The 23042-nt window shown below is 64.6% G+C and carries 24 protein-coding genes; 17 read left to right on the top strand and 7 right to left on the bottom strand.

Annotated features, from left to right (window positions below; genetic code table 11):
- Nucleotides 1-49 precede the first annotated feature (49 nt).
- From ABFY20_RS04790 to ABFY20_RS04780, 3 genes are all read left to right on the top strand, one after another.
- Nucleotides 50-1144, top strand: a complete 1095-nt coding sequence (locus tag ABFY20_RS04790; protein ID WP_368498800.1) for an extracellular solute-binding protein — start codon at nt 50-52, stop codon at nt 1142-1144.
- A gap of 74 nt (nt 1145-1218) precedes the next feature.
- On the top strand, nt 1219-2010 hold the full coding sequence (locus ABFY20_RS04785; protein WP_368498799.1) for an IclR family transcriptional regulator: 792 nt from the start codon (nt 1219-1221) through the stop codon (nt 2008-2010).
- Nucleotides 1991-2971 (top strand): cyclase family protein, encoded by a 981-nt coding sequence (locus tag ABFY20_RS04780; RefSeq protein WP_368498798.1) that lies wholly within the window; start codon nt 1991-1993, stop codon nt 2969-2971. Before ABFY20_RS04785 ends, ABFY20_RS04780 begins: the two co-directional genes overlap by 20 nt.
- A 31-nt stretch (nt 2972-3002) precedes the next feature.
- Here the strand turns inward: ABFY20_RS04780 and ABFY20_RS04775 are convergent, their stop codons facing one another.
- Nucleotides 3003-4115 (bottom strand): heparan-alpha-glucosaminide N-acetyltransferase domain-containing protein, encoded by a 1113-nt coding sequence (locus ABFY20_RS04775; protein ID WP_368498797.1) that lies wholly within the window; start codon nt 4113-4115, stop codon nt 3003-3005.
- 82 nt (nt 4116-4197) lie between these two features.
- On the opposite strand from ABFY20_RS04775, the gene ABFY20_RS04770 reads away from it, so the two are divergent.
- The 8 genes from ABFY20_RS04770 to ABFY20_RS04735 all read left to right on the top strand — a co-directional run bounded on the left by ABFY20_RS04770 (nt 4198) and on the right by ABFY20_RS04735 (nt 8553).
- Nucleotides 4198-4686: a hypothetical protein gene (locus tag ABFY20_RS04770; protein WP_368498796.1), complete on the top strand. Its 489-nt coding sequence runs from the start codon at nt 4198-4200 to the stop codon at nt 4684-4686.
- Between the two features lie 81 nt (nt 4687-4767).
- Nucleotides 4768-5199, top strand: coding sequence for a chemotaxis protein CheY (locus tag ABFY20_RS04765; RefSeq protein WP_368498795.1), 432 nt, complete (start codon nt 4768-4770; stop codon nt 5197-5199).
- The gene (locus tag ABFY20_RS04760) at nt 5196-5510 is read left to right on the top strand and encodes a transcriptional regulator (RefSeq protein ID WP_368498794.1); all 315 of its coding nucleotides are present in this window, start codon (nt 5196-5198) and stop codon (nt 5508-5510) included. Before ABFY20_RS04765 ends, ABFY20_RS04760 begins: the two co-directional genes overlap by 4 nt.
- A 33-nt stretch (nt 5511-5543) precedes the next feature.
- The gene (locus ABFY20_RS04755; RefSeq protein WP_368498793.1) at nt 5544-5906 is read left to right on the top strand and encodes a hypothetical protein; all 363 of its coding nucleotides are present in this window, start codon (nt 5544-5546) and stop codon (nt 5904-5906) included.
- A gap of 20 nt (nt 5907-5926) precedes the next feature.
- Nucleotides 5927-6466 carry a hypothetical protein gene (locus tag ABFY20_RS04750; protein WP_368498792.1) on the top strand — a complete coding sequence of 180 codons (540 nt, stop codon included), beginning with the start codon at nt 5927-5929 and terminating at the stop codon, nt 6464-6466.
- Nucleotides 6456-6833: a hypothetical protein gene (locus ABFY20_RS04745; protein WP_368498791.1), complete on the top strand. Its 378-nt coding sequence runs from the start codon at nt 6456-6458 to the stop codon at nt 6831-6833. Before ABFY20_RS04750 ends, ABFY20_RS04745 begins: the two co-directional genes overlap by 11 nt.
- A gap of 165 nt (nt 6834-6998) precedes the next feature.
- Nucleotides 6999-8102: a DUF418 domain-containing protein gene (locus ABFY20_RS04740; protein ID WP_368498790.1), complete on the top strand. Its 1104-nt coding sequence runs from the start codon at nt 6999-7001 to the stop codon at nt 8100-8102.
- A 22-nt stretch (nt 8103-8124) separates the two neighbouring features.
- Nucleotides 8125-8553: a VanZ family protein gene (locus ABFY20_RS04735; RefSeq protein WP_368498789.1), complete on the top strand. Its 429-nt coding sequence runs from the start codon at nt 8125-8127 to the stop codon at nt 8551-8553.
- A gap of 1 nt (nt 8554) precedes the next feature.
- Here the strand turns inward: ABFY20_RS04735 and ABFY20_RS04730 are convergent, their stop codons facing one another.
- Nucleotides 8555-8812, bottom strand: coding sequence for a helix-turn-helix transcriptional regulator (locus tag ABFY20_RS04730; RefSeq protein ID WP_368499737.1), 258 nt, complete (start codon nt 8810-8812; stop codon nt 8555-8557).
- Nucleotides 8813-9821: 1009 nt separating this feature from the next.
- On the opposite strand from ABFY20_RS04730, the gene ABFY20_RS04725 reads away from it, so the two are divergent.
- A complete protein-coding gene (locus ABFY20_RS04725) occupies nt 9822-10268 on the top strand; it encodes a hypothetical protein (RefSeq protein WP_368498788.1) in 447 nt (148 codons plus the stop codon).
- A gap of 258 nt (nt 10269-10526) precedes the next feature.
- Here the strand turns inward: ABFY20_RS04725 and ABFY20_RS04720 are convergent, their stop codons facing one another.
- Together ABFY20_RS04720 and ABFY20_RS04715 are read right to left on the bottom strand one after the other, a co-directional pair.
- On the bottom strand, nt 10527-11480 hold the full coding sequence (locus ABFY20_RS04720) for a ThiF family adenylyltransferase (RefSeq protein WP_368498787.1): 954 nt from the start codon (nt 11478-11480) through the stop codon (nt 10527-10529).
- A complete protein-coding gene (locus ABFY20_RS04715; RefSeq protein ID WP_368498786.1) occupies nt 11477-12343 on the bottom strand; it encodes a hypothetical protein in 867 nt (288 codons plus the stop codon). The genes ABFY20_RS04720 and ABFY20_RS04715 overlap by 4 nt, the downstream gene beginning before the upstream one ends.
- Nucleotides 12344-12535: 192 nt before the next feature.
- Between ABFY20_RS04715 and ABFY20_RS04710 the strand changes: the two genes are divergently transcribed.
- Nucleotides 12536-13411 (top strand): TetR/AcrR family transcriptional regulator, encoded by an 876-nt coding sequence (locus tag ABFY20_RS04710; RefSeq protein WP_368498785.1) that lies wholly within the window; start codon nt 12536-12538, stop codon nt 13409-13411.
- 297 nt (nt 13412-13708) lie between these two features.
- Here ABFY20_RS04710 and ABFY20_RS04705 read toward each other — a convergent pair whose 3' ends face one another.
- On the bottom strand, nt 13709-14104 hold the full coding sequence (locus tag ABFY20_RS04705; RefSeq protein ID WP_368499736.1) for an acyltransferase family protein: 396 nt from the start codon (nt 14102-14104) through the stop codon (nt 13709-13711).
- Nucleotides 14105-14396: 292 nt separating this feature from the next.
- Between ABFY20_RS04705 and ABFY20_RS04700 the strand changes: the two genes are divergently transcribed.
- The 4 genes from ABFY20_RS04700 (at nt 14397) to ABFY20_RS04685 (ending at nt 18801) form a co-directional block, all read left to right on the top strand.
- Nucleotides 14397-15449 (top strand): polysaccharide pyruvyl transferase family protein, encoded by a 1053-nt coding sequence (locus ABFY20_RS04700; protein WP_368498784.1) that lies wholly within the window; start codon nt 14397-14399, stop codon nt 15447-15449.
- A gap of 89 nt (nt 15450-15538) precedes the next feature.
- The gene (locus ABFY20_RS04695; RefSeq protein WP_368498783.1) at nt 15539-16330 is read left to right on the top strand and encodes a hypothetical protein; all 792 of its coding nucleotides are present in this window, start codon (nt 15539-15541) and stop codon (nt 16328-16330) included.
- A 15-nt stretch (nt 16331-16345) separates the two neighbouring features.
- A complete protein-coding gene (locus tag ABFY20_RS04690) occupies nt 16346-17866 on the top strand; it encodes a lipopolysaccharide biosynthesis protein (RefSeq protein WP_368498781.1) in 1521 nt (506 codons plus the stop codon).
- Nucleotides 17867-17970: 104 nt separating this feature from the next.
- Complete coding sequence (locus ABFY20_RS04685) at nt 17971-18801, top strand: SGNH hydrolase domain-containing protein (protein WP_368498780.1); 831 nt, start codon at nt 17971-17973, stop codon at nt 18799-18801.
- A gap of 819 nt (nt 18802-19620) precedes the next feature.
- Here ABFY20_RS04685 and ABFY20_RS04680 read toward each other — a convergent pair.
- Together ABFY20_RS04680 and ABFY20_RS04675 are read right to left on the bottom strand one after the other, a co-directional pair.
- On the bottom strand, nt 19621-21453 hold the full coding sequence (locus ABFY20_RS04680) for a DUF4012 domain-containing protein (protein WP_368498779.1): 1833 nt from the start codon (nt 21451-21453) through the stop codon (nt 19621-19623).
- A gap of 51 nt (nt 21454-21504) precedes the next feature.
- The gene (locus ABFY20_RS04675; RefSeq protein ID WP_368499735.1) at nt 21505-23025 is read right to left on the bottom strand and encodes a malate:quinone oxidoreductase; all 1521 of its coding nucleotides are present in this window, start codon (nt 23023-23025) and stop codon (nt 21505-21507) included.
- Nucleotides 23026-23042 lie beyond the last annotated feature (17 nt).

The following is a 23042-nucleotide window of genomic DNA, read 5'->3' as shown; positions in this document are numbered from 1 at the left end:
TCCGTTCCACCCTCCCTGCACACCCACACCAGCAAAGGAAAGAATGACAATGACGTCCCGATCCAGAATCCTCACGGCGGGCGCCGGCCTCGTGGCCGCCACCGCCCTCCTCGCCGGCTGCGCCGGCGGCACCCCGGCGAGCACCGGCGCCTCGGGCACCGACTCCGCCTCCAGCGGCGACGCACCCGCCACCATCACCTTCGTCGGCTACGGCGGCGGCGGGCAGGACGCCCAGATCGAGGCGTGGCAGAAGCCGTACACCGAGGCCCACCCGAACATCACCTTCGTGAACACCTCGCCGCCCGACGTGGCGCAGGTGAAGGCGCAGGTGGAGAGCGGCGCCGTGCAGTGGGACGTGATGGCCACGGCCCCGTACGCCGCCCAGCAGAACTGCGACACCCTGTTCGAACCGCTCGACCTGAGCGGCATCGACCAGACCGACCTCGTCGAGGGCACGGTCGGCGAGTGCTACCTCGGCAACTGGATCAACGCCACACCCGTCGCCTACCGCACCGACGCGTTCCCGGCAGGAGAGGGGCCGAAGACGGTCGCCGACTTCTTCGACACCGAGAAGTTCCCCGGCCAGCGCGGCATCGTCACCAACCTGCAGAACGGCATCCTGGAGTACCCGCTGCTCGCCGACGGGGTCGACCCCGACGAGCTCTACCCGCTCGACGTCGACCGGGCGCTCGACAAGCTCGGCGAGATCCGCGACGTCACGACCTTCGCGCCGAACGTGGGGGCGTTGCAGCAGGCGGTCGAGGCCGACCAGGTCGACATGTTCCTGCTGCCCGACTCGCGGCTGGTGCCGCTCCTGCAGGGCGGCATGGACATCACGATCGTGTGGGACGAGACCGTCGCCTCGCTCAACGCCTTCGCCATCCCGAAGGGCGCTCCGAACAAGGATGCGGCCGTCGACTTCATCTCGAGCGTCGTCGAACCGGAGCAGGTTGCGAAGATCTCGGAGCTGCTCGGCGTGGCACCGGTGAACACCGCGGCGAAGCCCGAACTCGACGAGTTCACGAAGCAGGTCGAGGTGTACGGCCCCGCCAACACCGGGGGCACCGTGCTGCAAGACGTCGACTGGTACGCCGAGAACTTCAACGACGTGTCGACGAAGCTCACCACCTGGCTCGCGGGCTGAGAGCGCGGATGTCGGCTCCGGTGGCGCTCGAACTCACCCGCAGCGTTGTTCGCCGGCTGAACTACGCTTCAGTCATGGCGAACACCGACGGCGCGAGTGAGGCATCCGGATCCGACATCCAGGCGGTGGCCCGAGTCGGTCAGATCTGCGCGCTCTTCGGCCCTCACACGGCCGAGCTCACGGCCGCCGACGTCGCCGATCGGCTCGGGCTCAACCGCACCACGGCCTATCGCTACTGCGCGTCGCTCGTGGCAGCAGGCATCCTCGACCGTGGCCCCCGGCGCGGAACGTTCGTGCTGGGAGGGCTCATGCTGCAGCTCGGCATCCACGCCCTCAGCCGCCGTCAGGTGGTGGAGATCGCTCCCCCGCGTCTGGCCTCGCTGAGCGCCGCAGTGCGCATGACGGCGGTGCTCAGCCTGTGGGGTGCGCGGGGGCCTGTGGTGACGCTGGTGGAGGAAGACCGCAGCCGCACCGCTGTGGTGACCGTGCGCGCCGGAGCGCAGCTCGACGCCACGGCGGCCCAGTCGCGGGTGTTCCTCGGGCAGCTCACCGACGAACGGGCGATGGGCTGGATGACCGAGGGCATGACCTCGGCCCAGCGCGCCGAGCTTGAAGCCGCCGTCTACACCGCGCGTCGCGCGGGCTACTGCATCGCCTCCCAGTCGGGAGGGGTGTTCTCCGCGGCAGCCCCCGTGTTCGACGAATTCGGCATCGCCGCCACCGTCGGGCTGCTGGGCGCCGACCCCCAGGCCGACCTCTCCGCGGGGTCGACCATCATCACCGAGCTGCTGAGAACGACCTCAGCGCTCACCGCAGAACTTCGCGGAACGCGAGAGGCACGACCTCATGAGAATTCCGAGCTATGACGAGCTCCTCCAGCGCACACCCTCCGGCTCCAGTTGGGGTGTGTTCGGGCCTGGCGACGAGCTGGGCACCGCCAACTTCCTGACGGCAGAACGGGTCTCGGCCGCGTCGCGCCTCATCCGCACCGGCCGGCGCTTCGGGCTCGACCACCCGGTGACGGCGTTCGAGCCGTACCCCACCGGAACGCGGCGCGCCCTCCGCCACGAGGTGTTCTCGAACAACGAGTGGCACCGCGACGACTGGGTCGACTCCTTCTACCTGCAGTCGTCGTCGCAGATCGACGCGCTGCGCCACATCGGTCACCCCGAGCACGGGTTCTACAACGGCCTCTCGAGCGCCGAGAACTCGCCGGAGTCGGTCGCGCTCGGGGTGCACGCCTACGCCGAGTCGGGTCTCGCCGGCCGCGGCGTGCTGCTCGACCTGCCCCGGTACTTCGCGCGACACGGGCTGCCCTACGATCCGACCGCCACCATCGCGGTCGGCCCCGAGATGCTCGACGAGATGGCTGCCGAGCAGGGGGTGGAGTGGGAGGGCGGTGAGCTGCTCCTGCTGCGCACCGGATGGGCAGAGCAGTACCTCGGGCAGACCGAGGCCGAGCGCGCGCGCATCCCGTGGCGGCGGTCGCCCGGGCTGGCGCAGCGTGAGGAGGTGGTGCGGTGGCTGTGGGACCACCAGATCGCGCTGGTCGCCGCCGACAACCTCGCCGTGGAGGCCGACCCGGTGCTGGAGAGCGACTTCCGCTCGCCCGGCGAGAGGCCGCCCGAGCGCGGGGTCGACCACAGTGGCATGCTGCACCGGCCCCTCATCGCGCTGCTCGGCATGGCGCTCGGCGAGCTGTGGCGGCTCGACGAGCTCGCGGCGGCGTGCGCCGCCGACGGCGTCTGGGAGTTCTTCGTGACCTGCAAGCCGCTCCACCTCATCGGCGGAGTGGGGTCGCCGCCGAACGCGATCGCGATCAAGTGACGGCGATCGGATGCGCGGCTCGCTCGGCGCGTCACGGCCGCAGGTAGACGCCGAGTCGGTGCAGCAGCGCCGCCAACGCCACCCAGAACGCAAGCATCGCGAGCGTGAAGGTGAGCTGCGGCTGCCCGCCGACGGCGATTGCCGCCGCGATCTCGGCAGCCGGGGTGCCCCCTGACGGTGACGACCTCGTGAGCACGCTCATGAGCGCGTGCGATCCGAAGTAGACGAGCAGGCTGTTGCGCCCGAGCGCGACCAGCGGCCAGACCGCGGCGCGCACGCCCCGCCCCACGCGGCGCCGGTCTACCGCGAGGTGCGCCGCCAGCAGGGCGAGGGAGGTGCCTGACGCCACCCAGAGGGCGAACGGCGGCGTCCACAACCTCTTCATGGCGAGCGGATGCACGCCCGCCACCATCTCGGGCACCCAGATCGTGAGGAACCCGGCGAGCGCCGCCCCCGCGGCGAGTCCGATCAGAGGTAGCGCGCTCCGCCCCACTCCCCCGTCGCTGAGTCGCGGGCTGAGCATGAGGTGCCCCGCCGTCGCGCCGGCCGACGCACTCACCAGCGCGCCGAGCAGGGCGACGAGCCCTACTGGGTCGTGCCCCAGCGCACCCTGATGGTAGATGTGCTGCACCCCGAAGACGGCCGGGTCGATGACCCCTGAAGGATTGCAGTCGGGCGTAAGAACCAGCCCCGCGCATCCGCTCGCCCACGCCGAGAGCAGCACGGTGTGGGTCGTCGCGAACGCCGCGGTGACGATGGCCCAGCCCCACCAGGTGCGGGTGATGAGGTGCACGAGGCCCAGCACGGCCACCACCCCGGCGTAGAGCTGGAGCACGCCGGTGAGCCACCAGTCGTCGAGGCTCCAGCTGTCGAGCGCGATCGCGTTGTAGACGAGCCCCGCCGCCAGCAGGATCGCCACCCGTCGCAGCAGCGGCCATGCTCGCACGCGGCGATGCATGGCAAAAGCAAGCCCGCATCCCGACAGCGTCACGAAGACGGGGAACACGACGTCGACCGGATGCACCCCCTCCCACACTGCGTGCCCGAACCACTCCGGCTGGGCCAGCAGCGAGTCGACGGCCACACTCACTACGAGCATCCCCCCGCGCACGACGTCGAGGCTCAGGATGCGGTGGGCGGGCACCCGGCAAGCGTAGCTGACAAATACTCGGATTTGTGGCCGGCGGCCCCCGTGCGCAAGTCGACGATCGTCGTACGCTCGCAGCATGAGACTTCGACTGAAGATCGTCACCGCCTCGGCCGCCGCCGCGCTTCTGGCGGGTGCAGGGCTGGCAGGGTGCACCGCGACTCCCGCACCCCCCGAGACGGTCGCCACCACCCCCTCATCGACCCCGACGCCCACGCCGAGTTCGACGCCGCCTCCCACGCCGACCACGACGCCCAGCGGCACGGCGACGCCCGAGCCGACGGCCGCGGCGCCGTACGACCTCGAGGCCGCCTACGAGGTCTGCGTCGGACTCTCCGAGGAGACCGTCGCGAGCCCCGGCACCTACACGCCGTTCGACCCCGCCGACACCAACCCCATCGCCGAGGAGAAGATCACCACCCCCGTCTCCGACGACCCCGACGCCCTCATGATGCACGTGCACTGGACCGCCGACTCCGGCGACTGGACCAGCGCCTCCTTCTGCTCCATCAGCGGCCCGTTCGACGACCCGACGATCACGCTCGAGCGCGCCAGCAGCAGCAACTGAGAGCTGTCCAAGTCGCTCAACTGCAACTACTTGCCTTAATGGAAACTACATGCCATCCTTGAACCAAGGAAAGGCGGCATCATGCACCCCAGCGACACCATCACACCAGCGGAAGCCCGCGAGCTCCTCGATCGAGCGGAGCGTCTGAGCCGGTCTGCGCACGAGGCGACGCGCTGGCCGTACATCGCGTTCATCCTGGCCCTCGGCGTCGCCACGTCGATGGGTACCTTCGCCATGGCGCTCACCACCGGGCGCGCGTTCGGCCTCGCCTACGTCGGCACGCTGGGCGTGGCGTTCGCGCTGCTGCTGTTCTTCATGATCAGCATCAGGGGCCGCTCGGCGTTCGCCCGCAGCCGGCGGTGGGCCCTCACCATCGCCAGCTGGTCGGTGGCCTACATCGCGGCGATCGCCGTCGTCGCGTGGGCACACGGCTCGGTCGTGCTGGCGGCCATCACCTCGGGGCTCATCCTCGCCGTGGCCCTCGTGAGCGCAGCCCGAGAGGGTCGGCCGTGACCAGCACCGAGCATCACCCCCGCCACCGCCTCGACGAGCTTCTGCAGAACCCCGTGCGCTTCTCGATCGTCGCCGCTCTCGACCGCGCCGGCACCCTCTCGTTCAAAGAGGTGCGCGACGCCGTCGAGATCACCGACTCCGCCCTCAGCAAGCAGGTCTCCTCCCTCGAGGCCGCGGGCTACCTCAAGGTCGGCAAGTCGTTCGCCGGCAAGATGCCCCGCACCTCCCTCACCCTCACCCGCGAGGGCCGCACGGTCTGGCGCACCCACCTCACCACCCTCCGCGAGATCGCCGGCGACGCCATCGACTGAGTCCTGGCCGCGGTCGCGCTCTACTCTGAACCCATGAGCGCACGCGGGCACAGGGTCGTCGGGTGGCTGTTCATCGTGGTCTTCGGCATCGTCGTGGTGCTCATGCTCCTCCTTGGCCGGGTACACAACGGATGGGCGCCGGCCGAGGTGCAGTGCTACCACGGCCCGTTCCCCACGGTTGGTGGGCCCTACTACGAGAACACCGAGGTCTCCGGCGGCGTGAGTCTTTTCCCCCTGGGCATCGACTGCACCTACGACAGCCCCGACGACGCGATCGGCCCGCAGACCGTCCACAACTACCAGCTGGGGCCCACGATCCTGTTCGTCATCGGGATCGCGGGCATCGCCGGTGGCTGCCTGCTCATCGTGCGCGGCCACCTCATCGACCGCCGCTGAGGCATCGCTAGAGTTCGAGCATGAGATCGGTGCTGATGGATGCTCTGGTGTTCACCAACTACGGCCAGTTCGAGATCGTGCAGGCTGCGGAGGGCTTCGACGGTGGCGCCGACCGGTTCTTCGCCGGTCAGGAGAACGGATGGGTCGCCGCCGCCGTTCCGGGAGTGCTCTACCTCCCTCTCGCGCGGTGGGGCGGCGGGTCTTCGGTGAGAGTCGAGCACTGGACGGAGGAACCTCCTCTCGAGGACTGGGAAGACATCGTCGAAGTCTCGACCACCTTCCGTTCGGGCGAGCCGATCGTCTGGATGACCTGGGGCGGAGACGTCGGCGGCACCCTCGATCTCCCCCCGGCCACCTACCGCGTACGCGTCAACGCCCGCGGCCGCGACGCCGGCCACGACGGCGAGTTCGCAGAGGGCATCGTCGACCACTACCTCCTGCAGTTCTGGCCGGCTCCCCCAGCCCCCGATCGAGTACTCAAGACCACGAGCGCCAACGCTGCGTACTGGAACCGCGAGTGGGGCGGAAGACGCCGACAGCATCCCTCCCATGACAGCTGAGGCAGGCCCGCCGAAGAAGGTGCACCGAGCCCCACGGACTTCATGGCCACGCAGACAAATCGTGCTGTTGGCGGTCGCGGCCCTGCTCTTAGCGAGCGCTGCGGCCTTCTTCACCGCGACAGTGGTTCTCATCGATCAGAGCAAGGGTGTGTGGGCGAGCCAAGCTCTCGGCGTTGCAGCATGTCTGTTTGTCGGGGCCGCTAACAGCGCCGTCTGGTGCTGGCGATTGAGCCGCCCGCCCAAGCTGACTGTCACGGCGGTGGCGCGTTGGGTAGCGGTGTTGGCGCTATGCAGCGTCGTCCTTGTGATCTGGGTGGTCGCGCTCCTCTCGAACCTCGTCTACCCCGAGGCCTGGTCTTCCATCTGAAACGTCGACGGCGCCGACCGCGCCGCTGTCGTCAGGCGAACCGTGTCTGACCCCGCGACGAGCCCCCGTAGCTCCGAAGCATGGGCGGCTGAACCGCAATCACACATTTCCCTTCGCGCGATGGCCCCGTCTAGGCTCGGGGCACGCGAGGGGAAGGGTGACGCGATGGCGAGCGTGCATGTGGTGAGGCCGGTCGCACCGCGCACTCAGGCCGATCGGGTGGTGGTTCCCGATGTGGCGAGGGGATTCGCGATCTTCGCCATGCTCGTCGCCCACGCCGTCCCGCTGCTGCCGCAGGTGCCGGGAGCCGTGCGCTTTCTCGAGCGTCAGCTCAACGATGTGGCGTCGCCCCTGTTCGCGTGCGTGATGGGCATGGCGACGGCGATCGTCCTCGCGAAGACTCGTCTCGACCCCCACGGCGTTCGGGCCGTCATCGTGCAGAACGTGATCCGCGGATGCATCCTGGTCGTTCTCGGGGTCTGGTTGCAGACCTGGGGAAGCTGGATCGCCATCATCCTGTCGTTCCTGGGTATCGTCCTGGCCGTCGGCACTCCCCTTCTTCTCCTGCCGACCAAGGCGCTGGTCGCCGTCATCGCGGTCGTCGTTGTCGCCGGCGCACCGCTCAACGCCTTCGTGACGGGAGTCGTGGAGCCGACCATGGCGCTTCCGGGGAGCCTGGGCGCGACCTTCCTCGACTGGGTTTTCCTGAACCCGCACTACCGGGTGACGAACCTCCTGCCGTGGTTCCTGTTCGGCGCCGTCGTGTTTAGGATCGGGTTCTCGTCGCGACGGCTCGCCTGGACCATGCTGATCCTCGCCCCTCTCGCCTGGGGAGGCGACTTCCTCATCCGTCGTCTGTGGTCGGTCCAGCGTGGGCCCTCGGGGAGCTACCTTGACACCCTCCACGACACCGGGCTCGTGCTGGGCGCCCTGGCGGTCATCATGCTGCTCGCAACGGTGCGTGCAGAGGCGCCCGCGCGCTTCATCCGCGACGTGTTCGTGCCCTTCCGGGCGATCGGCACAGTCGCCCTCTCGCTCTACGTTCTGCAGGTGGCGATCGTGGCCTGGCTCGCGAAGAGCGGCACGCTCGTGTTCAGCGAGAACAACTATTCCGCCTGGATTCTCATCGTGCTCGCGGTGCCCGGCGCCGGCATCCTGTGGTGGAGATTTGTCGGCAAGGGGCCGATCGAGTGGGTGATCGGCTTCCTCTCGGGCCGCTACCGTGTCTCGCGCTCGCCCCGGCCGGAGCGCAGCTCGACCCCAGCGTGATCGGGTAGTGTCGTCGTTTCCTATGACGAAATCATCAGCGCCCGTGCTGCGCACCGTCGCGGCCGTGCTGCTCGTGCTCTACGGGCTGGGCGTGGCGTTCGTGGTGTTCTGGCCGTCGCCGGTCGACTCGGCGTCGAGGTCAGATCTGCTGCACCTTATCGCGCAGCTGCACGCCCAGGGTCTCCCGCGCTCGATCGGGTATCAGCAGATCGAGTTCGCCGCCAACGTCGGCATGTTCGTGCCGCTCGGCATCCTCATCGGCCTCGTTCTGGGGCGCCGCTGGTGGTGGCTGGCACTCCTCATCTGCGCCGCCGCGTCGACCTCGATCGAGTTCGTTCAGTACCTGCTCCTCCCCCACCGCTTCGCCACCTACCGCGACGTCGTCGCCAATACTTTCGGCGGCGCCCTCGGCACGGTCGTGGCCGGCGCGGTCTACGCGCTGCGGCGCTAGATCAGTGCCTCTTGCCATACAGCGGCCGGAGCAACTCCCCAAGCTCGACGTCAAAGGCCCGCGCTATCCGGTACCACGATTCGAGGCTGCCCCGCGACGCCGGCTTGTCGGGGTTCCGGCGTGGCTTGCCGCTTTCCATGGACACGAGAGTGGCCCTTCCGACTCCTGAGCGCGCTGCAAGCTGGTCGTAAGACCAGCCTCGCTCGTGACGGATTCGCGCGAGTTCCTCGCGGAGCGCGTCAAAATCCGGTTCCGGCACGGGTCCGTAATCAGTCACTCAGCAAGTGCACCGAAATTACTCATTGGCAGTGTTATGGCTATCCATCACAATTGGATAGCCATAACGAAAGGACTGGAGATGACCTATGTGCCCCGCCGACTGAGCAGCAGCCGCTGTCTCAATTGCGGATTGAGACTCCGGCCCCGGGACCTGATCGCATCCTGGCGAGCATGTTCCGAAGATTGCGCGGACGAGCTGTGGTTCCGACGCCAGGTTGCAGCCACCTAAGGGCCGCCGCGGACGATTGGGGGATCGCCACCACTATTCACCCCCCTTTCGGTGGACTACCGCGCTAACCAATCGTCTGTCACACTTCTCGTATGAGCCAGATATCGAGACGCGCTGTCCTGAGAGCCGGGGCGTGGTCGGCGCCAGTCGTAGCTGTTGCGGTTGCCGCCCCAGCCGCGGTGGCGTCACAGGCGTCCACGGGGTCACTGGCGCTGTCGGAAGAGTATTACAGCACGCAAACCTTCTTCGGCGGCACTTTCCTAGTGACAGGGATGTTCACGCTGAGTACGGGGTCTGCTTACCCGACGGGGGCGGATGTGAGCGTATCCTTCGCGGACCCGCTGCCCCTCACAGTGGACGGCCCGATCTCTGTCGACGCCTCAAATGGGACCCTCAGCTTCACGGTCGTCTTCGAGCCGGTTACACCGCCACAGTACTCTGACACGGTGATGACGGTCAGTGCCCCAGGTTTCTCTGCGGCAACCGCGATCGTTTGGGTGCCAGAACCTGACTAGTTCCAGAATGAGCGCGAAGTGAGCGCATGGCTTCGAGATTTTCATCCATGAAGGCGAACCCGCGATCGACCTTGAGCGAACGGTGAAGTCGATGTTGCCCACGCCGACACAACAGCCGCGCGAATTTCGACTCCGCTGCGGTGCGGGAGGAATAGCGTGGCCTTGTCGGTCCTTTCGTCCGCCTGGCACGGCGCAGCAGCTGCCTGTAGCCTTTCGATCAACGATTGTCGAAGCTGGGGGAATTGATGGGTGAGATCGGACGTCGGACGGTGCTGAGGGCGGCCTGGGCCACGCCGGTCGTGGTGGCTGCTGCCGCTGCGCCGTCTGCTTCTGCGAGCGTGGAGACTCTGACTGCATTCGTGGTGCCGCCTGCGGGAAGGGCTCGGCCAATCTACGTGTACGCGACGACTCCGTCATCAGCAACGCCGGAGAAGATCACCATCGTGATTACGCCGCTGGACGATCCGGACGCCGGATTCTCCTTATCCGAACCTGAAGCACCCGGCTGGGTACTCTCCATGTCTGGGAATGTGGCAGTAGTCGAGACAGTCGCGCCAGTGGCACCGGGATCTACCACGCCGTTTTGGTTCAGCTACGTGCTCCCAGCCGCGGGCGTTTTGGCTGGCATCACAGTGCAGTACCCCGGCTACCCCGACGTGGAGCTGACCGCCATATCGTACGGCGGCGTCTGAGTCTCAGCTTGCTTGCTCGCAGAGCGGGCACCAGGTGCGGCGGACGCCGTCTTCGGCGTACACCATGACAACTCCGTGCGTCTCGCACGGGTGCGCGTTTGTAATCATGAGATCCCCCTCTTTCGATGAGCGCGATCTTACCTCCGGTACGTTTCGTCAAAATGAACGCTTCGAGGGTGCGAATGCGAGTGGGCACGTCTTCGAGATGACCGTGATCCACGCCATTACCGCTTGGACCAAAAATCTAGGAGACACATCCTAGAAGGTCTTAGACGAACGACGCGCGATGTCCGCGTGCGTGTAGGCGCCCTGGGGATTTCGCCCGAGGCGGTCGCGGAGCGCCGCCGCGACGACGTGCCGGAGATGCGCGGGTCGGCCAGCGCGGAGCACACGGCCCCGCAGGGTGTAGGCGTCGAGATAGGCCAGACGCGGAGCCCAAATGGGACGGAGACGACGATTACGGATGCCCGCGGCCGCCGTGAGGTGAAGGAACGCTTGCGTGGTGCCCAGAGCACTCGCCAGGTCGACACCTGGCGAGATCGACGGCAGCGACACTCGTGAGCCGTCAGCAGCCGGAGTGGTCATCGCAACGAGCCCCCGCAGGTCGGAGTACGGCGGGATGTACGGCAGGAACCGCGAGAAGTCGACCTCTGCCTTCGCGACCTCCTCCAGCGGTGCCGTCTTGGAGAGCCCCATGAACCGCTCGAAGGTCCATCTACTCTGCGGGTGGAAGGCCGTGACCTGCGCCGCGAAGCCCACATTGACGACCAGCACGTCCGGGATCCCGAGGCGCCGGGCGGTTCGGGCGATCGTCGTCCCGATCTCCGGATGCGTCGTCTCCGACTCGTCGAACACCAGGGTCGCCCCCTGCATGAACTCGTCGACGTTCTCGACGGTCACGCCGTCGCGGTAGACGTGCACCTGGGCACGGGGGTTGATGGCTCGAACCTCGTCGCGGAACACGTCGGCCTTCGAACGGCCATAGGTCGCGGTCGTCGCCCCGGGCACACGATTGGCGTTCTGAGGCTCGAAGTCTTCAGGGTCGGCGATGCTGAAGCTCGACACACCCATTCGCGCGAGCTTGGTGCCCACCTGGTAGCCGACGCCCCCGACCCCAGCGATGGCGACTCGCGATGAGATCAGCGCCTGCTGCTCGGCTTCGTTCCAGAATCCGAAGTTGCGCGAGAACTCGAGGGAGTCGACGGATCTCATCCGCCCTCGACCACAGCCTCTTCGGTGCGAGCGGTGCGCGGGCTCGAGAACGTCTGGTCGGCTGCAGTGGAAGCATCCGCCATCGCGGCCGCTGCCTCGCGCTGTGCCCGCGACACCCGGCCGAAGTACTCGAGGGAGCCGTCGGCTTCGATGAGCTGGCCGAGAATGGTGGCGTTGCGCTCGGTGATGCGAGCCGCCGACCCGTCGAGGTCGAACTCGACCGGGAGGTTGTAGTCGAGGTAGTGCTCGATGTAGCGGGGCTCACCGATGCGAGAGATGGCGAGCACGCCGGCGAGGTGCCGCTCGAGCCACGGCTCGATGATGGCGAAGGTGCGCCCGACGTCGTGCGCCGTGAAGTAGGAGGACATGAGCGCGAACAGGTGCCACTGCACCAGCTCTTGCATAGCCACGCGCTCATGGCGGGCGATGACGCGCGACACCTCGACGCTGCCGTCGGCGAGCGGGTCGTCGGCGAAGAGCTCGGGGCAGAACTCCTCGACGGGCAGGGGGCGGCTCTCGCCGTCGGCACCCTTGATGATGGTGCGCGCGACTCCCACGATGCGTACGCCCTCGGGGGCGTTCTCGAGCACCGCGAACGTCACCGAGCGTGCGTCGTCTTCGTCGCGATCGAGTCCGTCGTCGGAGAGGTCGGAGGGGTCGAGCTGACCGGTCTGCTCGACGTACACGCGACGGCGGAATTCGAAGTGCTGGCGATACACCTCTTCGAAGCCCGGACGAGCGACACCGTTGATACCGATGATGCCCGTGGCAAGACGCGCATCGGGGTCAGAGAGGAAGGCAGGGGAACCGGTGATGACGGGGATGACCGCCGCGTTGCTGACAGATTTGTCAATCCGCGACACGGGCCGACTTCCGTGCTGGCACCCACGTGCGACGCGTGAATCGGAGCACTTCGGATCCTCCGTTTTCAGGGGGTGGATGACCTTCCGGCGTGTCCGCGAAAAGCACGATGCCGTTGACCCGAGCATAGAAGTGCGGCAAGTCGTTTGCAACTTGGGACGCTATGTCCCAAGATGGTTCCGAGAGGGGCTTTCATGTCGGAGAACAGCTGGACGAAGTCCGCCACCGGTCGCACTCGCGTACCGAAAGACGAAGTACGAACGAAGCTCCTCGACACGGCAATGGCGCTCGTCCAGTCGAACGGGCTGACTGTCGGTTTCGAGCACCTCCTGATGGACGACCTCATCAAAGAGGCAGGCGTTCCGCGCAGCTCGGTCTACCGCATCTGGGACTCTAAAGAGGCCTTCTTCGAAGAGCTCCTCAGCGAGGTCGCGAACCAGGTCTCCCCCGGTCGCGCCGACGAGGAATCGCTCGTCGCCACGTGGGAGTATCTCGGCTTCCGCGCCGATGAACTGCGCACCCCTGAGGGCCGCCGCCGCATCCTCGTCGACGTCACCGGCCTCGCCGCCGAGCAGAACTTCGAGTCGGTCACCTCGTCGATCCAGTGGCGCACCTACGTGGCCCTCTCTTCGACCGCCCTCTCGTACCCCGACTCGCGCGTGCGCGAGCGCATCATCGAGGCGCTGCGCAACAGCGAGCTCGCCTTCCTCGACCAGATGGAAGTCTTCTACCGCAACATCGTGCCGGCGGTCGGCTACAGACTCCGCCCCGACCTCAACGACGACTACCGCCCCCTCGTCGTCGCCGCCGCCGCGATCATCGAGGGTCTCGGTATCGCCCGCACCACTATCCCCGACCTCGTCGAGGGCCGCTACAACGTCGACAACGAAGGCCGCCCCGCCGAGGTCTCCCTCGCGGCGATCTCGTACCACGCGATCATCACTGCGTTCATCGTGCCCGACCCGAACTACGACGCCGAGGCCGCCATCGCCCGCCTCTCGGGTGGCATCGATGAGATGCCCGTAGTGCAGCCTCGCTCCCGCGACCTCGACGGCGGCGTCGACGACTGAGGGTCGGGTTTCGGGCCTGTCGCGAAGAAACTGCACTCCGCCTTGGCCCTTCCCGGGCATATTGCAGCTGACAATGTCGGTCTTGCCGGCCAGCAAGCCGCTGTCGCTTCTGGGCTCGAAAAGTGCACGGTCGATCCACCGCTAGTCTGTCGGTGAGGGTTCCTTCTCCTTGAAGGTCGTCAGCCCTTGGCGCGGGGGCGGCGCACCTGCGGATCTGCACAAGTCCACTGTGCTCCGTCCCCCGCTTCCAATCTCTGCATGGGGCTCGCGGTGCCGAGGGCACCTACCCGATTCGAGTCACGCGTCCCTGCGTTGAGCGACATCCGGTACTGACGGCGTCTCCCCCTGGTGCGTCTTCTCAGCGAACACGCGCTTCTGATGACCAGTGACGAAGTGCCGTTCGACGATCCAGAAGAACCCATAGGAGATCGCCACAGCTGCAGGGACTGCGACGAACACGAGGAGCAGCCGGTTCGTGAGTGTCGGGAGTTGCAGGGGCAGGAGCAGGATATTGGCGAGCGCCAGTATGGGTGAATGGATGAGATAGATGCTGTACGAGAACAGCCCGAGAGAGACCAGCGGGCGTAGCTCTAGGAGGCGCCGCCCCGCACTGAGCCTCCCGTGAAGGTCGTTGCATGGAGTACCGCCACAGAAAGAGCGGCAACAGCACGCAAACCATCGGCGAACTCGAATTTAGGACGCACCCCCGCAGCAGTCACGCACCGATCCTAAGGATCCCGAGCCGGGTTGTCCAAGCGGGTCACGACTGCGCGAGCCGCGACCGGCGGCGGCACAAAGCTGGCGCAGCCCCAATTAGCCCCCGTGAGTAACGACTGAGTAGTATGGCGGAAAAGGTGGAAATTCACCGACGGGGTTCTCGCGCCAGCAGTCTTTTAGGTTCACGAGCCCATCGGCACCACAGCAACGGGCGGAAGCCGGCTGGTGGAGCGCCATATGATCGTGCGCCGGGAAGAAAGAAGGAAGCGTGCCGCTCTCTCAGATCGACTCTCAGTATCTCAGCGAACTGCGTGACTCCACCCAGCTGACTCTCCGGGCTGCGATCGGCGACGCCTCTGATGTAGCGATTCTGGACGCGCCAAACCAGACGAACGTCGGTGACTCCCTGATCTGGGCGGGCGAGTTGGCTTACCTCCGACGGATGGGGCTTCGGCTTCGGTACGTCGCTGACATCAAGACATTCGACGCGGGTCGGCTCCGTAGGGTCATGCCGCGCGGAGTAGTTCTGTTGCACGGCGGAGGTAACTTCGGGGATCTCTGGGTGGGCCATCAGATGCACCGCGAGAAGGTGGTTCGTGAGCTCCCCGATTACCGCATCGTGCAGCTTCCGCAGTCCGTCTACTTCAAGTCGAAAGAGCGCGCCGAAACGGCCAACTCGATCCTCGGTCAGCACCCGGACTTTCATCTCCTCTTGAGAGACCCACTGTCTCTTGAGCGCGCCGCTGAGCTGCTTCCTGCGTTGTCGACCGAGTTCTGCTACGACATGGCGCTGGGCTACCAGCCACCCGAGCCCCCTCACCCGCCCCGCCCCAAGTCCATCCTCATCATTGCACGCGAGGATCGGGAAGCCGCCTCGGGCCTCAGCTCAGTTACGCAGGACTGGATCCAGGGTGCCGAGATCACCAGCACCGATTGGCACAGCGAAGGCTGGTTGGCGACGAAGTACCGTCTTGCTCGTGCCTGCATGCACCTTCAACGAACGCTCGCCCGCGCAAATCGTAAGCTCCGAGTCACCCCGGTGCTTCCGCAAGTCATCGAACGTTCTCTCATCAAGAGTCTCAACCAAATAAACATCGACGGCGCCTTGAAGTGGTACGCGTCCGCCAGCATCGTCGTTGTTGACCGTCTTCACGCCCACGTCCTTGCCTTGCTGCTGGGGCTCGATCACGTCGCTCTGGACAACAACTACAGAAAAATCGGCGCAGTCTTCGACCTTTATACCGGCAAGTTCTCCACCGCTCGCTACGCCACCGACACCGATACCGCCAGGCACATCGTTCAAACTTGGGTGGGCCGCTGATGCTTGCTTTCATCACAACACTCCGACACCCACAGAACTCCGTGAGTTACGACCGCGTAGAAGCCCTTCTCGCGGACACATTGGCGTCAGTGTCCCAGCAGGATTCCGACGACTTCGTCATTCTCGTCGTCGGCAACAAGCGTCCGAGCTTCGACCTCCCCGCCCGAACGCATTTCGTCCCGGTGGACTTCCCGGCGCCGGCCCCTCCGACGGGTGCGCAGACTGCGCGTGAACCCTTCGTCTGGGATAAAGGCACCAAACTCGGGATCGGAATGGTTGCTGCGCGACAGTACGATCCGACCCACGTCATGATCTTCGACGCAGATGACTTCGTGCACCGCAGTCTTGCCGGTGTCGTGCGGGAGAACCCGGATCATCCTGGGTGGATCGTGCGACGAGGCCTGATGTATTCACGCTCACGCAATGCTTACGTACAGAAGGACAATTTCAACCGAACGTGTGGCACGTCCTTTGTGATCCCGTTTGACGCGTACGGAGTTCCCACCGACCTGTCCATCGCGGCGACTCAGGATGAAGTGGCTGGTGCGTTCGGGGAACGTCTTTCAGCGATCATGGGTGCGCACCGCGAGGCGGAAGCGTGGCACAGGGACCACGGGCGTCGGCTGGAAGACTTTGCTTTCCCTGCGGCGGTTTACCATGTGGACACCGGGGAAAATCATTCCGGCAAGTCCCTGACCGGTCTCGCGCGGCCCTACAGCCGGGCCCTCGGTAGGGACTTCGGCATTTCCCCGTCCCGTGGGCGCCTGAGCACACTCTGGGCAGCTCTCGGCCCGGTGGCTGTGGCCGAGGAGCTGAAAAGCTTGTTTATTCGCAGCGTGAAGCGGATACGATCCGTGACCGCTCGCGATGCGAAACGATGAACGGGTTTCTTCTCAGTGAGCGATAGCGACGACCTCCGCCGAAAGGCCACTAAGTCCATCGGCTGGATCATCCTCGAGAAGTGGAGCTCCCGGCTCCTCTCCCTTGTCGTCATTGCCATCCTGACCCGGCTTCTCTCGCCTGAGGATTTCGGACTCGTCTCCCTCGCCACTGTCGTCATCGCTCTGCTTCAGGTCTTTGTCGAGTCGGGCTTCGTCACGGTACTCGTTCAGAAGAAGGAGCTTGGCGAGAAAGACACGTCCACAGCGTTCTGGACGTCGGTTGCCATCAGCTTGGTGCTGTTTGCGGCGCTTTACTTCTCCGCACCGTTGCTCGCTGCGCTCTTCCAGGAACCCGATCTCACTACGGTGCTACAGGTGCTCGGGCTTGGCCTCCCGATCTCGTCGCTCTCGCAAGTGCCTGCAGCCTTGCTCGAACGCTCCTTCGGTTTCAGATCCCTGGCGATCCGTCAGGTCGCTGGCGCCCTGTTCGGTGCCGCGGCGGCGGTTCCGATCGCATTCATCGGCGGTGGAGTATGGGCGCTGGTAGCGCAGACGCTTGTGACGAATGCTGCATCCGTCGTCATTCTCTGGGGCGCAACTACGTGGAGACCGCGCTTCGAGTTCTCCTTCGCCTCGCTGAGGGGCATGTGGAAAATGGGCGTCCGCATCATGGGCATCGGGCTTCTAGACGCCCTCCAACAGAACATCGACAAGCTACTGATCGGGGCGTTCTTCAGCGCCCAAGACCTTGGTTACTACTACCTTGCGCAACGGGTCGGCACGATCTTGATCGACCTGGTGACGACGGTGATGTCGCGAGTCACTCTGACAACATTCTCGAAAGTGCAGGATGACCTACCGCGGCTCAACCGCATCTTCTTGCAGATGACGTTCGCGTCTGCCGCGATAGGTGTGCCGATCTTCGGGCTCGTCGCAGTCCTTGCGACTCAAATTATCCCGTTCGCATTCGGGCCAGGATGGGAAGCATCAGTTCCTTTGATGTGGGTCCTTGCCTGCGGCTGGGCATTCGGCGCAGTGATGTACTTCGACCGCAGCGCATTCCTGGCCATTGGCCGAGCCGACGTGGCCCTTTGGGTCGCGATCCTTCAGAATGTCGTCGGGGTGGCGCTGGTTTTCGCGCTGCTTCCCTTCGGAATGTTCGGAGTCGCACTTTCTCGATGGTCACGCATCGTGACGTGGCCGGTTCGGATCCATATCCTTCACAGGCTTATCGGGCTCCCTGTTTGGAAGTACCTCGGGCAGGTCTTCCGCTGCGTAGCAGCGATGATCCCGGTCGTCGTCGGGATTGCCTTCCTGCAGCTCACTCCCTGGGCGAGCGGGTCTCACGCCTTCTGGACGTTCGCTGTACCAGCCGGAGTATTAGGAGTCCTGGCATACGGAGCGATCCTCTGGGGTCTCGCGGGCCGCGAAAACCGAGCGGTACTCGTTCAGATCGGCACCCCGATTGGGGTAAGAATCCGCGGGAAGTTCACGAGCATCGCTCGTCGACTCAGACGGTCCCCACGCCCCGAGTGACCCGATCGAACAACTAAGCTTCCCCCGACACGAGGTGAACCCTCTTTGATGACAGCCTCCCTCGTGTGAGGAGGCAACTGGCAAGCTGCTCCGCGAGCTGATGCATGGGGGTGCAATGCGATACTACGCTGACGAGTGCCATAGCTGACGAGTCATGCGCTGACCAGGCGCTCTATCCCAATCTCGCCACCTCGAAGATCGACAATGGGATCGGATACAACTGCTACAACGATTCCCCCGAGGACGGCCTTCTGGGGACATGCTCATACGGCTCAGAGCGCCCAGACGCGCTACGCCTGGCAGTGACGGGTGATTCGCATGGCGCAGTGCTCGTGAACGTTCTCGTTGCAGTCGCCGATGAGGAGAACTGGCACATCGACACGTACGTCAGTCGAGGCTGCACGTGGGCGGCATCCTGGTTCGAACCGGAAACCGACTGCGCTGACTATCGTGAGTCGCTACAAGCCGCGCTTGAGGAGGAAGAGTACGACGCGGTCATCACGACTGTTCGTCGACGGTTAGACATGCCCATGGCTTCAGATTTGGATTTTGCGAAAGCAAGGGCTGAGGTTTGGACCTCAATCATCGATCCAGGCGCGGAAGTCATCACAGTGATCGACAATCCCCTTGTTCCTGAGCCCATGGCCGACTGCGTCATCCAGCACCCACGAGAGGCGCTTCGCGCCGAGCGTTGCGTCGTCCCTCGAGGTGTGGCGCTTTCGGAGTTCGATACGTCGCACGCAGCGGCCGACCTCGAGCCGCGGGCACGAGTCTTGGATCTGACCGATCTCTACTGCGACGACGACGGCTGTCCGATGGTCATCGGAAATGTCATCGTCTACCGCGATCGTCATCACATCACCGGCACGTATGCGGCAACCGCTTCCCCCTTCATTGCGGATCGCCTCCGAGCGTCTTTGACGCGGCGAGAATAGCCGTAGGCGACCGAATTGGTGCGGTGCGCAAACAGGACGGCTCAGTCGTTTCGGTTCGGTTCCAGCGAAAAGTACACTCTCTGATCCTGATTGAGGATGTCGACGAAGAACCCACCAATGACATCCGAGCCCCTCGGTAGCGTTATGGGGACGAGATCCTCCGTGGAGCCGTTTGGATACAGAAGCCCTATACGAGACGAACCCATTGAATGCGATGCGGTCCGGCGCGCGCGATACTCGCGACCGTCCATACTCCTATAGCCGAATCGGAGTGCGCGAGCGGGATGGACTGGGTTCACGCCGACGAAGGTCACCCGAACCGGAAGTAGCCACGTGCTGTTCTCAGAGGTGTCGTCTTCGGCTCCCCCGCTCGCGACGGGAGGGTCGAGCGCGATCAACCAAGCCACCCCACCCCCGGTGCACGCGGCAGTCGCTCCCAACGGATAGGGATTCGTGAATGTACCTTTCGCAGCCGACAATCCCGGATAGGGATTGCCCGTTCCCCAATCGCCGGTGGTGAAAGCGAGGGCGGAGCCGGACTCTGGGCACGGCTTGCTGGCTGACTTCGACAGACGTCGAGAGGGCGACTTCTTCCTTCTAGACGGCTTTCTCGTGATCAGGGTCAGCGAACGGAGGGCAGATTGGAGTTGACGGGTCGACATGTTCGCTCGGGTGACGTGACTTTCGGAGCGCGGCAGCGCCAGGTGGTTCGGGTGAAGGTGCGAGTAAACCGTACTTGACGCTGTGAAGGCTCTGATTCAATTCGAGGGAGAACCCAGCCCACGCCAGGTCGCCTCGCAGGTTCACGAGACTTTCAGGTCAACACGAGAAGTCAAGGCCCACAACATCTGGTTGCGCGAGCATCGGCCCCACGAGGGCCTCGATGTCCTTCTGCGCGAGTTGGCTCACATCGATGTCGATAGTCGCGCTCTCAGTGCCTCCGGGTGAAGTCTGAATGACTCCGCGCGCGACCGGATACGTATCATCTTGTCCCTTGAATGCGGCGGTCTGATCGGTCGTTCCCGTAATCGATGAGATCGACGACCCCTCCGGGGCGTAAACATACGTGAATACTCGCAAGTCGCCGAAGGGGACACGGAAGCCGTTACCACCGGCGCCGGTGATGAAGGTCGAGAGCCCGTCAACTGCCGCGGGATCGAGCACGTTGGTCGCGTCAATCTGCACGCGCACGATTCGATTGCCTGCGGCACACGTCTGCTGACCCACGTGGATAGTGGATCGGAGGTAGTAATCCATCTTCGAGCCGAGATAGTCGCTGAAGTAGATGCCAATCTGGTGCGCATTCGGTGTCTCGGCGGGCATCTGACCTTGAAGCCCGGCGTCGATGACGAGGGACTGAACAGTCTCGTCCGTGCTGGACGCGAGGATGCGCCTTTCGGTGCCGGATTTCTGAACAGCAGAGATGAAGGTCGGAAGATCGACCTTTCCGTTCATGATCGCACCGAAGGTCTCAGACGCGGCAGCCTCGAAGTACGCATCTTGAGCGTCTGCGTCTTCAGAGTACGTCTGATAAACCTGATTGAGCAGTACATCGTTGGAGTTTGCCGAGGTCAGCTCAGTGCCGTCTGGCAACGAGATCGGGCCGGTCGCATCCAAGATGTAACTAAGCGCAATCGGGTCTACGAAGATCACGGTGTCGGGAGACACGCCGAGCTGGCTTCCCCACATCGATCGTGTCAGATCAGCCGCGACCTCGACTCGGGGGGTCAGCGTGTTGTTCTGACTCTGCACCCCGAACGGCGGAAGGTAGAGAGCCCGGCTTTCCGCCGACACATGGCTATTGGCGAACTCCTCAGACTCGAACTTGAAGTCACGCCCGGTCGTCTGCTGCGTGATTGAAACTCGGCCCTGGTCAGCGGTGACCAGGATCTGCGCGCCAGCGATCCCACCAAGCGGCCTGACTTCGGCTGAATTCTCAAAAACCAGGAGGTAGTTTCGTGGACCATCAGCTCCCAACAGCCCTGGGAGGACGGGAGCAAGTGCTTTAGCCGTCGCTATTGCGGGCTCGACCTCGCCCACCAGAGAGTTGATTTCCTCCACGGCCGACTTCACCGGGCCGATCAACCCGGCCGTGTCGAGGGCGGAAATTTCTCGGCTAGCTCCCGTCAATGCAGTGCCGGCGCTGTCGACGACAGGAAGAACCGACTCAATCGCCGCAAGGTCGACCGCACCGTCGACGGGACGAAAGACCGACGGGGACAGCTTGTCGCCGAGCGCGACCGCAGGAACGACGGCGTTGTCGACGATATCGCTGACGTTGTCGGCGATGGTGCGGACGGCCACGAGGTTCGGCCCGACTTCGGGAATCTGTTCGGCAAGCCACCAGACGGGCCCCGCGGAAGCGTCGCGAGCCTTTGCCGCATGCTCAGCGAGCTCGGCAGCCTCGTCCTGAGCCGTGGAGGCCTCGCCGGCCAGGACCTTTGCCTTGACAGTTGTCAGGAGCGGTCGAGCCGCCTCGAGCTCGTTCTTGACGGTGAAGGCGTTCATCCCGACCCACACCGCACCCCCCACCACCAGCAGAATGAACAGAAAGGTGCCGCCGACGATCCAAGGCCAACGCCTGCGAGGACGTTTCCGTCGCCTTCTTGTCGAAGACGAGCGGGATCGGCGGGTTCGGTTCTCGTCGGTCACCGTGTCAGTTTAGTGAACCACCGGAGGGCTCTCCTGGACGAACGTCGAGTATCAGACGCGATCGTAGTGACCCGATCGCTCGAGCGCGAGAGCCTCCGCGGTCGCGCGGAGCGCCTTCTCGCTCTTCTCGGGGCTGTCGTTGAGAGTGTGTCCGAGCGAGGGAATCAGTCGTCTCAGCGTGCTCTCCCAATTCGCGAATCGATCGGGAAAACATTTGTGCATGAGATCGATCATGATCGGAACGGCCGTCGATGCTCCCGGGGAGGCGCCGAGAAGACCGGATATCGTTCCGTCCGCAGAGGTGATGACCTCGGTGCCGAATTGCAGCACGCCGCCCTTCTTCGGATCCTTCTTCATCACCTGAACTCGCTGTCCTGCCGTGATCAGGTACCAGTCCTCGGACTGCGCGGTCGGCATGAACTCCCGAAGTGCTGCAAGCTTCTTCTTGCGTGAAGCGAGCAACTCGCCGATGAGGTATTTCATCAAGTCGAAGTTGTCGCGAGCGACTGCCAACATCGGGCCGAGGTTGTGGAGACGCACCGACCCGGGCAGGTCGAACCATGATCCTGTCTTCAAGAATTTCGGACTGAAACCCGCATATGGCCCGAACAGGAGCGAGGGACGGCCGTCCACGATCCGGGTATCGAGGTGCGGCACCGACATCGGAGGGGCACCCACTGATGCCTTTCCGTAGACCTTCGCCTGGTGTTGAGCTACGACTTCGGGCTTGTCTGTGCGGAAGAATTGACCGCTGATCGGGAAACCGCCAAAGCCCTTGATCTCAGGGATACCTGACTTCTGCAGCAAGGGCAAAGCGTGACCGCCGGCGCCGACGAAGACGAACTTGGCGTTGACGGTGTAGGGGGTGTTCCCGACGAGCTCCCTCACCGAGACGTTCCACGAGCCGTCCTTTTGCTTCCGAAGTTTGCGCACCTCAGTCTCTAGACGCAGATCAGCGCCCGCACGAACCGCGTTGTCGATCAACTGCGTGGTCAACGATCCGAAGTCAACATCAGTACCAGAGGGAACCCGGGTCGCCGCGACTACCTCATTCTTGGCACGACCTCGGATGAGCGCCGGTGCCCACTCGTAGATAACGCGTGGATCATCGCTGAACTCGATACCCGCAAAGAGCGGCTCGTCTCGCAGAAGCTCGTACCGCCGTCGGAGGTAGTCGACGTTTTCTTCACCGCGAACGAATGTCATGTGCGGTGTCGGATTGATGAAGGACGATGGGTCCGGAAGGACACCCTGCGACACCAGCGAAGACCAGAACTGTCGGCTGACCTGAAACTGCTCGTTGATGTTCACCGCACGAGAACTCTCGAGCGAACCGCCCGGGCCCTCCGGCATGTAGTTGAGCTCAGCCAAAGCAGCGTGCCCGGTCCCGGCGTTATTCCATGGGTTGGAACTCTCAAGGCCCACGGCACTGAGCCGCTCGAAAATGAGGATGGACCAGTCGGGCTCCACCTGCTTGATGAGGGTGGCGAGAGTAGCACTCATGATGCCACCGCCGATCAAGACGACATCCACGTTCTTTGAGCTCACCGGATCATTGTATGGCGCTTGTATACAAGCTGTCGCCCCAA

Source organism: Herbiconiux sp. A18JL235 (assembly GCF_040939305.1).
Lineage (GTDB): Bacteria > Actinomycetota > Actinomycetes > Actinomycetales > Microbacteriaceae > Herbiconiux.
This window is presented reverse-complemented; position numbering and strand designations above follow the sequence as displayed.

Bases quoted from the DNA above. Each gene is read 5' to 3' on its own strand.
- ABFY20_RS04790 (WP_368498800.1), top strand. From the start codon at position 50: ATGACGTCCCGATCCAGAATCCTCACGGCGGGCGCCGGCCTCGTGGCC.
- ABFY20_RS04785 (WP_368498799.1), top strand. From the start codon at position 1,219: ATGGCGAACACCGACGGCGCGAGTGAGGCATCCGGATCCGACATCCAG.
- ABFY20_RS04780 (WP_368498798.1), top strand. From the start codon at position 1,991: ATGAGAATTCCGAGCTATGACGAGCTCCTCCAGCGCACACCCTCCGGC.
- ABFY20_RS04770 (WP_368498796.1), top strand. From the start codon at position 4,198: ATGAGACTTCGACTGAAGATCGTCACCGCCTCGGCCGCCGCCGCGCTT.
- ABFY20_RS04765 (WP_368498795.1), top strand. From the start codon at position 4,768: ATGCACCCCAGCGACACCATCACACCAGCGGAAGCCCGCGAGCTCCTC.
- ABFY20_RS04755 (WP_368498793.1), top strand. From the start codon at position 5,544: ATGAGCGCACGCGGGCACAGGGTCGTCGGGTGGCTGTTCATCGTGGTC.
- ABFY20_RS04750 (WP_368498792.1), top strand. From the start codon at position 5,927: ATGAGATCGGTGCTGATGGATGCTCTGGTGTTCACCAACTACGGCCAG.
- ABFY20_RS04745 (WP_368498791.1), top strand. From the start codon at position 6,456: ATGACAGCTGAGGCAGGCCCGCCGAAGAAGGTGCACCGAGCCCCACGG.
- ABFY20_RS04740 (WP_368498790.1), top strand. From the start codon at position 6,999: ATGGCGAGCGTGCATGTGGTGAGGCCGGTCGCACCGCGCACTCAGGCC.
- ABFY20_RS04735 (WP_368498789.1), top strand. From the start codon at position 8,125: ATGACGAAATCATCAGCGCCCGTGCTGCGCACCGTCGCGGCCGTGCTG.
- ABFY20_RS04725 (WP_368498788.1), top strand. From the start codon at position 9,822: ATGGGTGAGATCGGACGTCGGACGGTGCTGAGGGCGGCCTGGGCCACG.
- ABFY20_RS04720 (WP_368498787.1), bottom strand. From the start codon at position 11,480: ATGAGATCCGTCGACTCCCTCGAGTTCTCGCGCAACTTCGGATTCTGG.
- ABFY20_RS04710 (WP_368498785.1), top strand. From the start codon at position 12,536: ATGTCGGAGAACAGCTGGACGAAGTCCGCCACCGGTCGCACTCGCGTA.
- ABFY20_RS04685 (WP_368498780.1), top strand. From the start codon at position 17,971: ATGGGGGTGCAATGCGATACTACGCTGACGAGTGCCATAGCTGACGAG.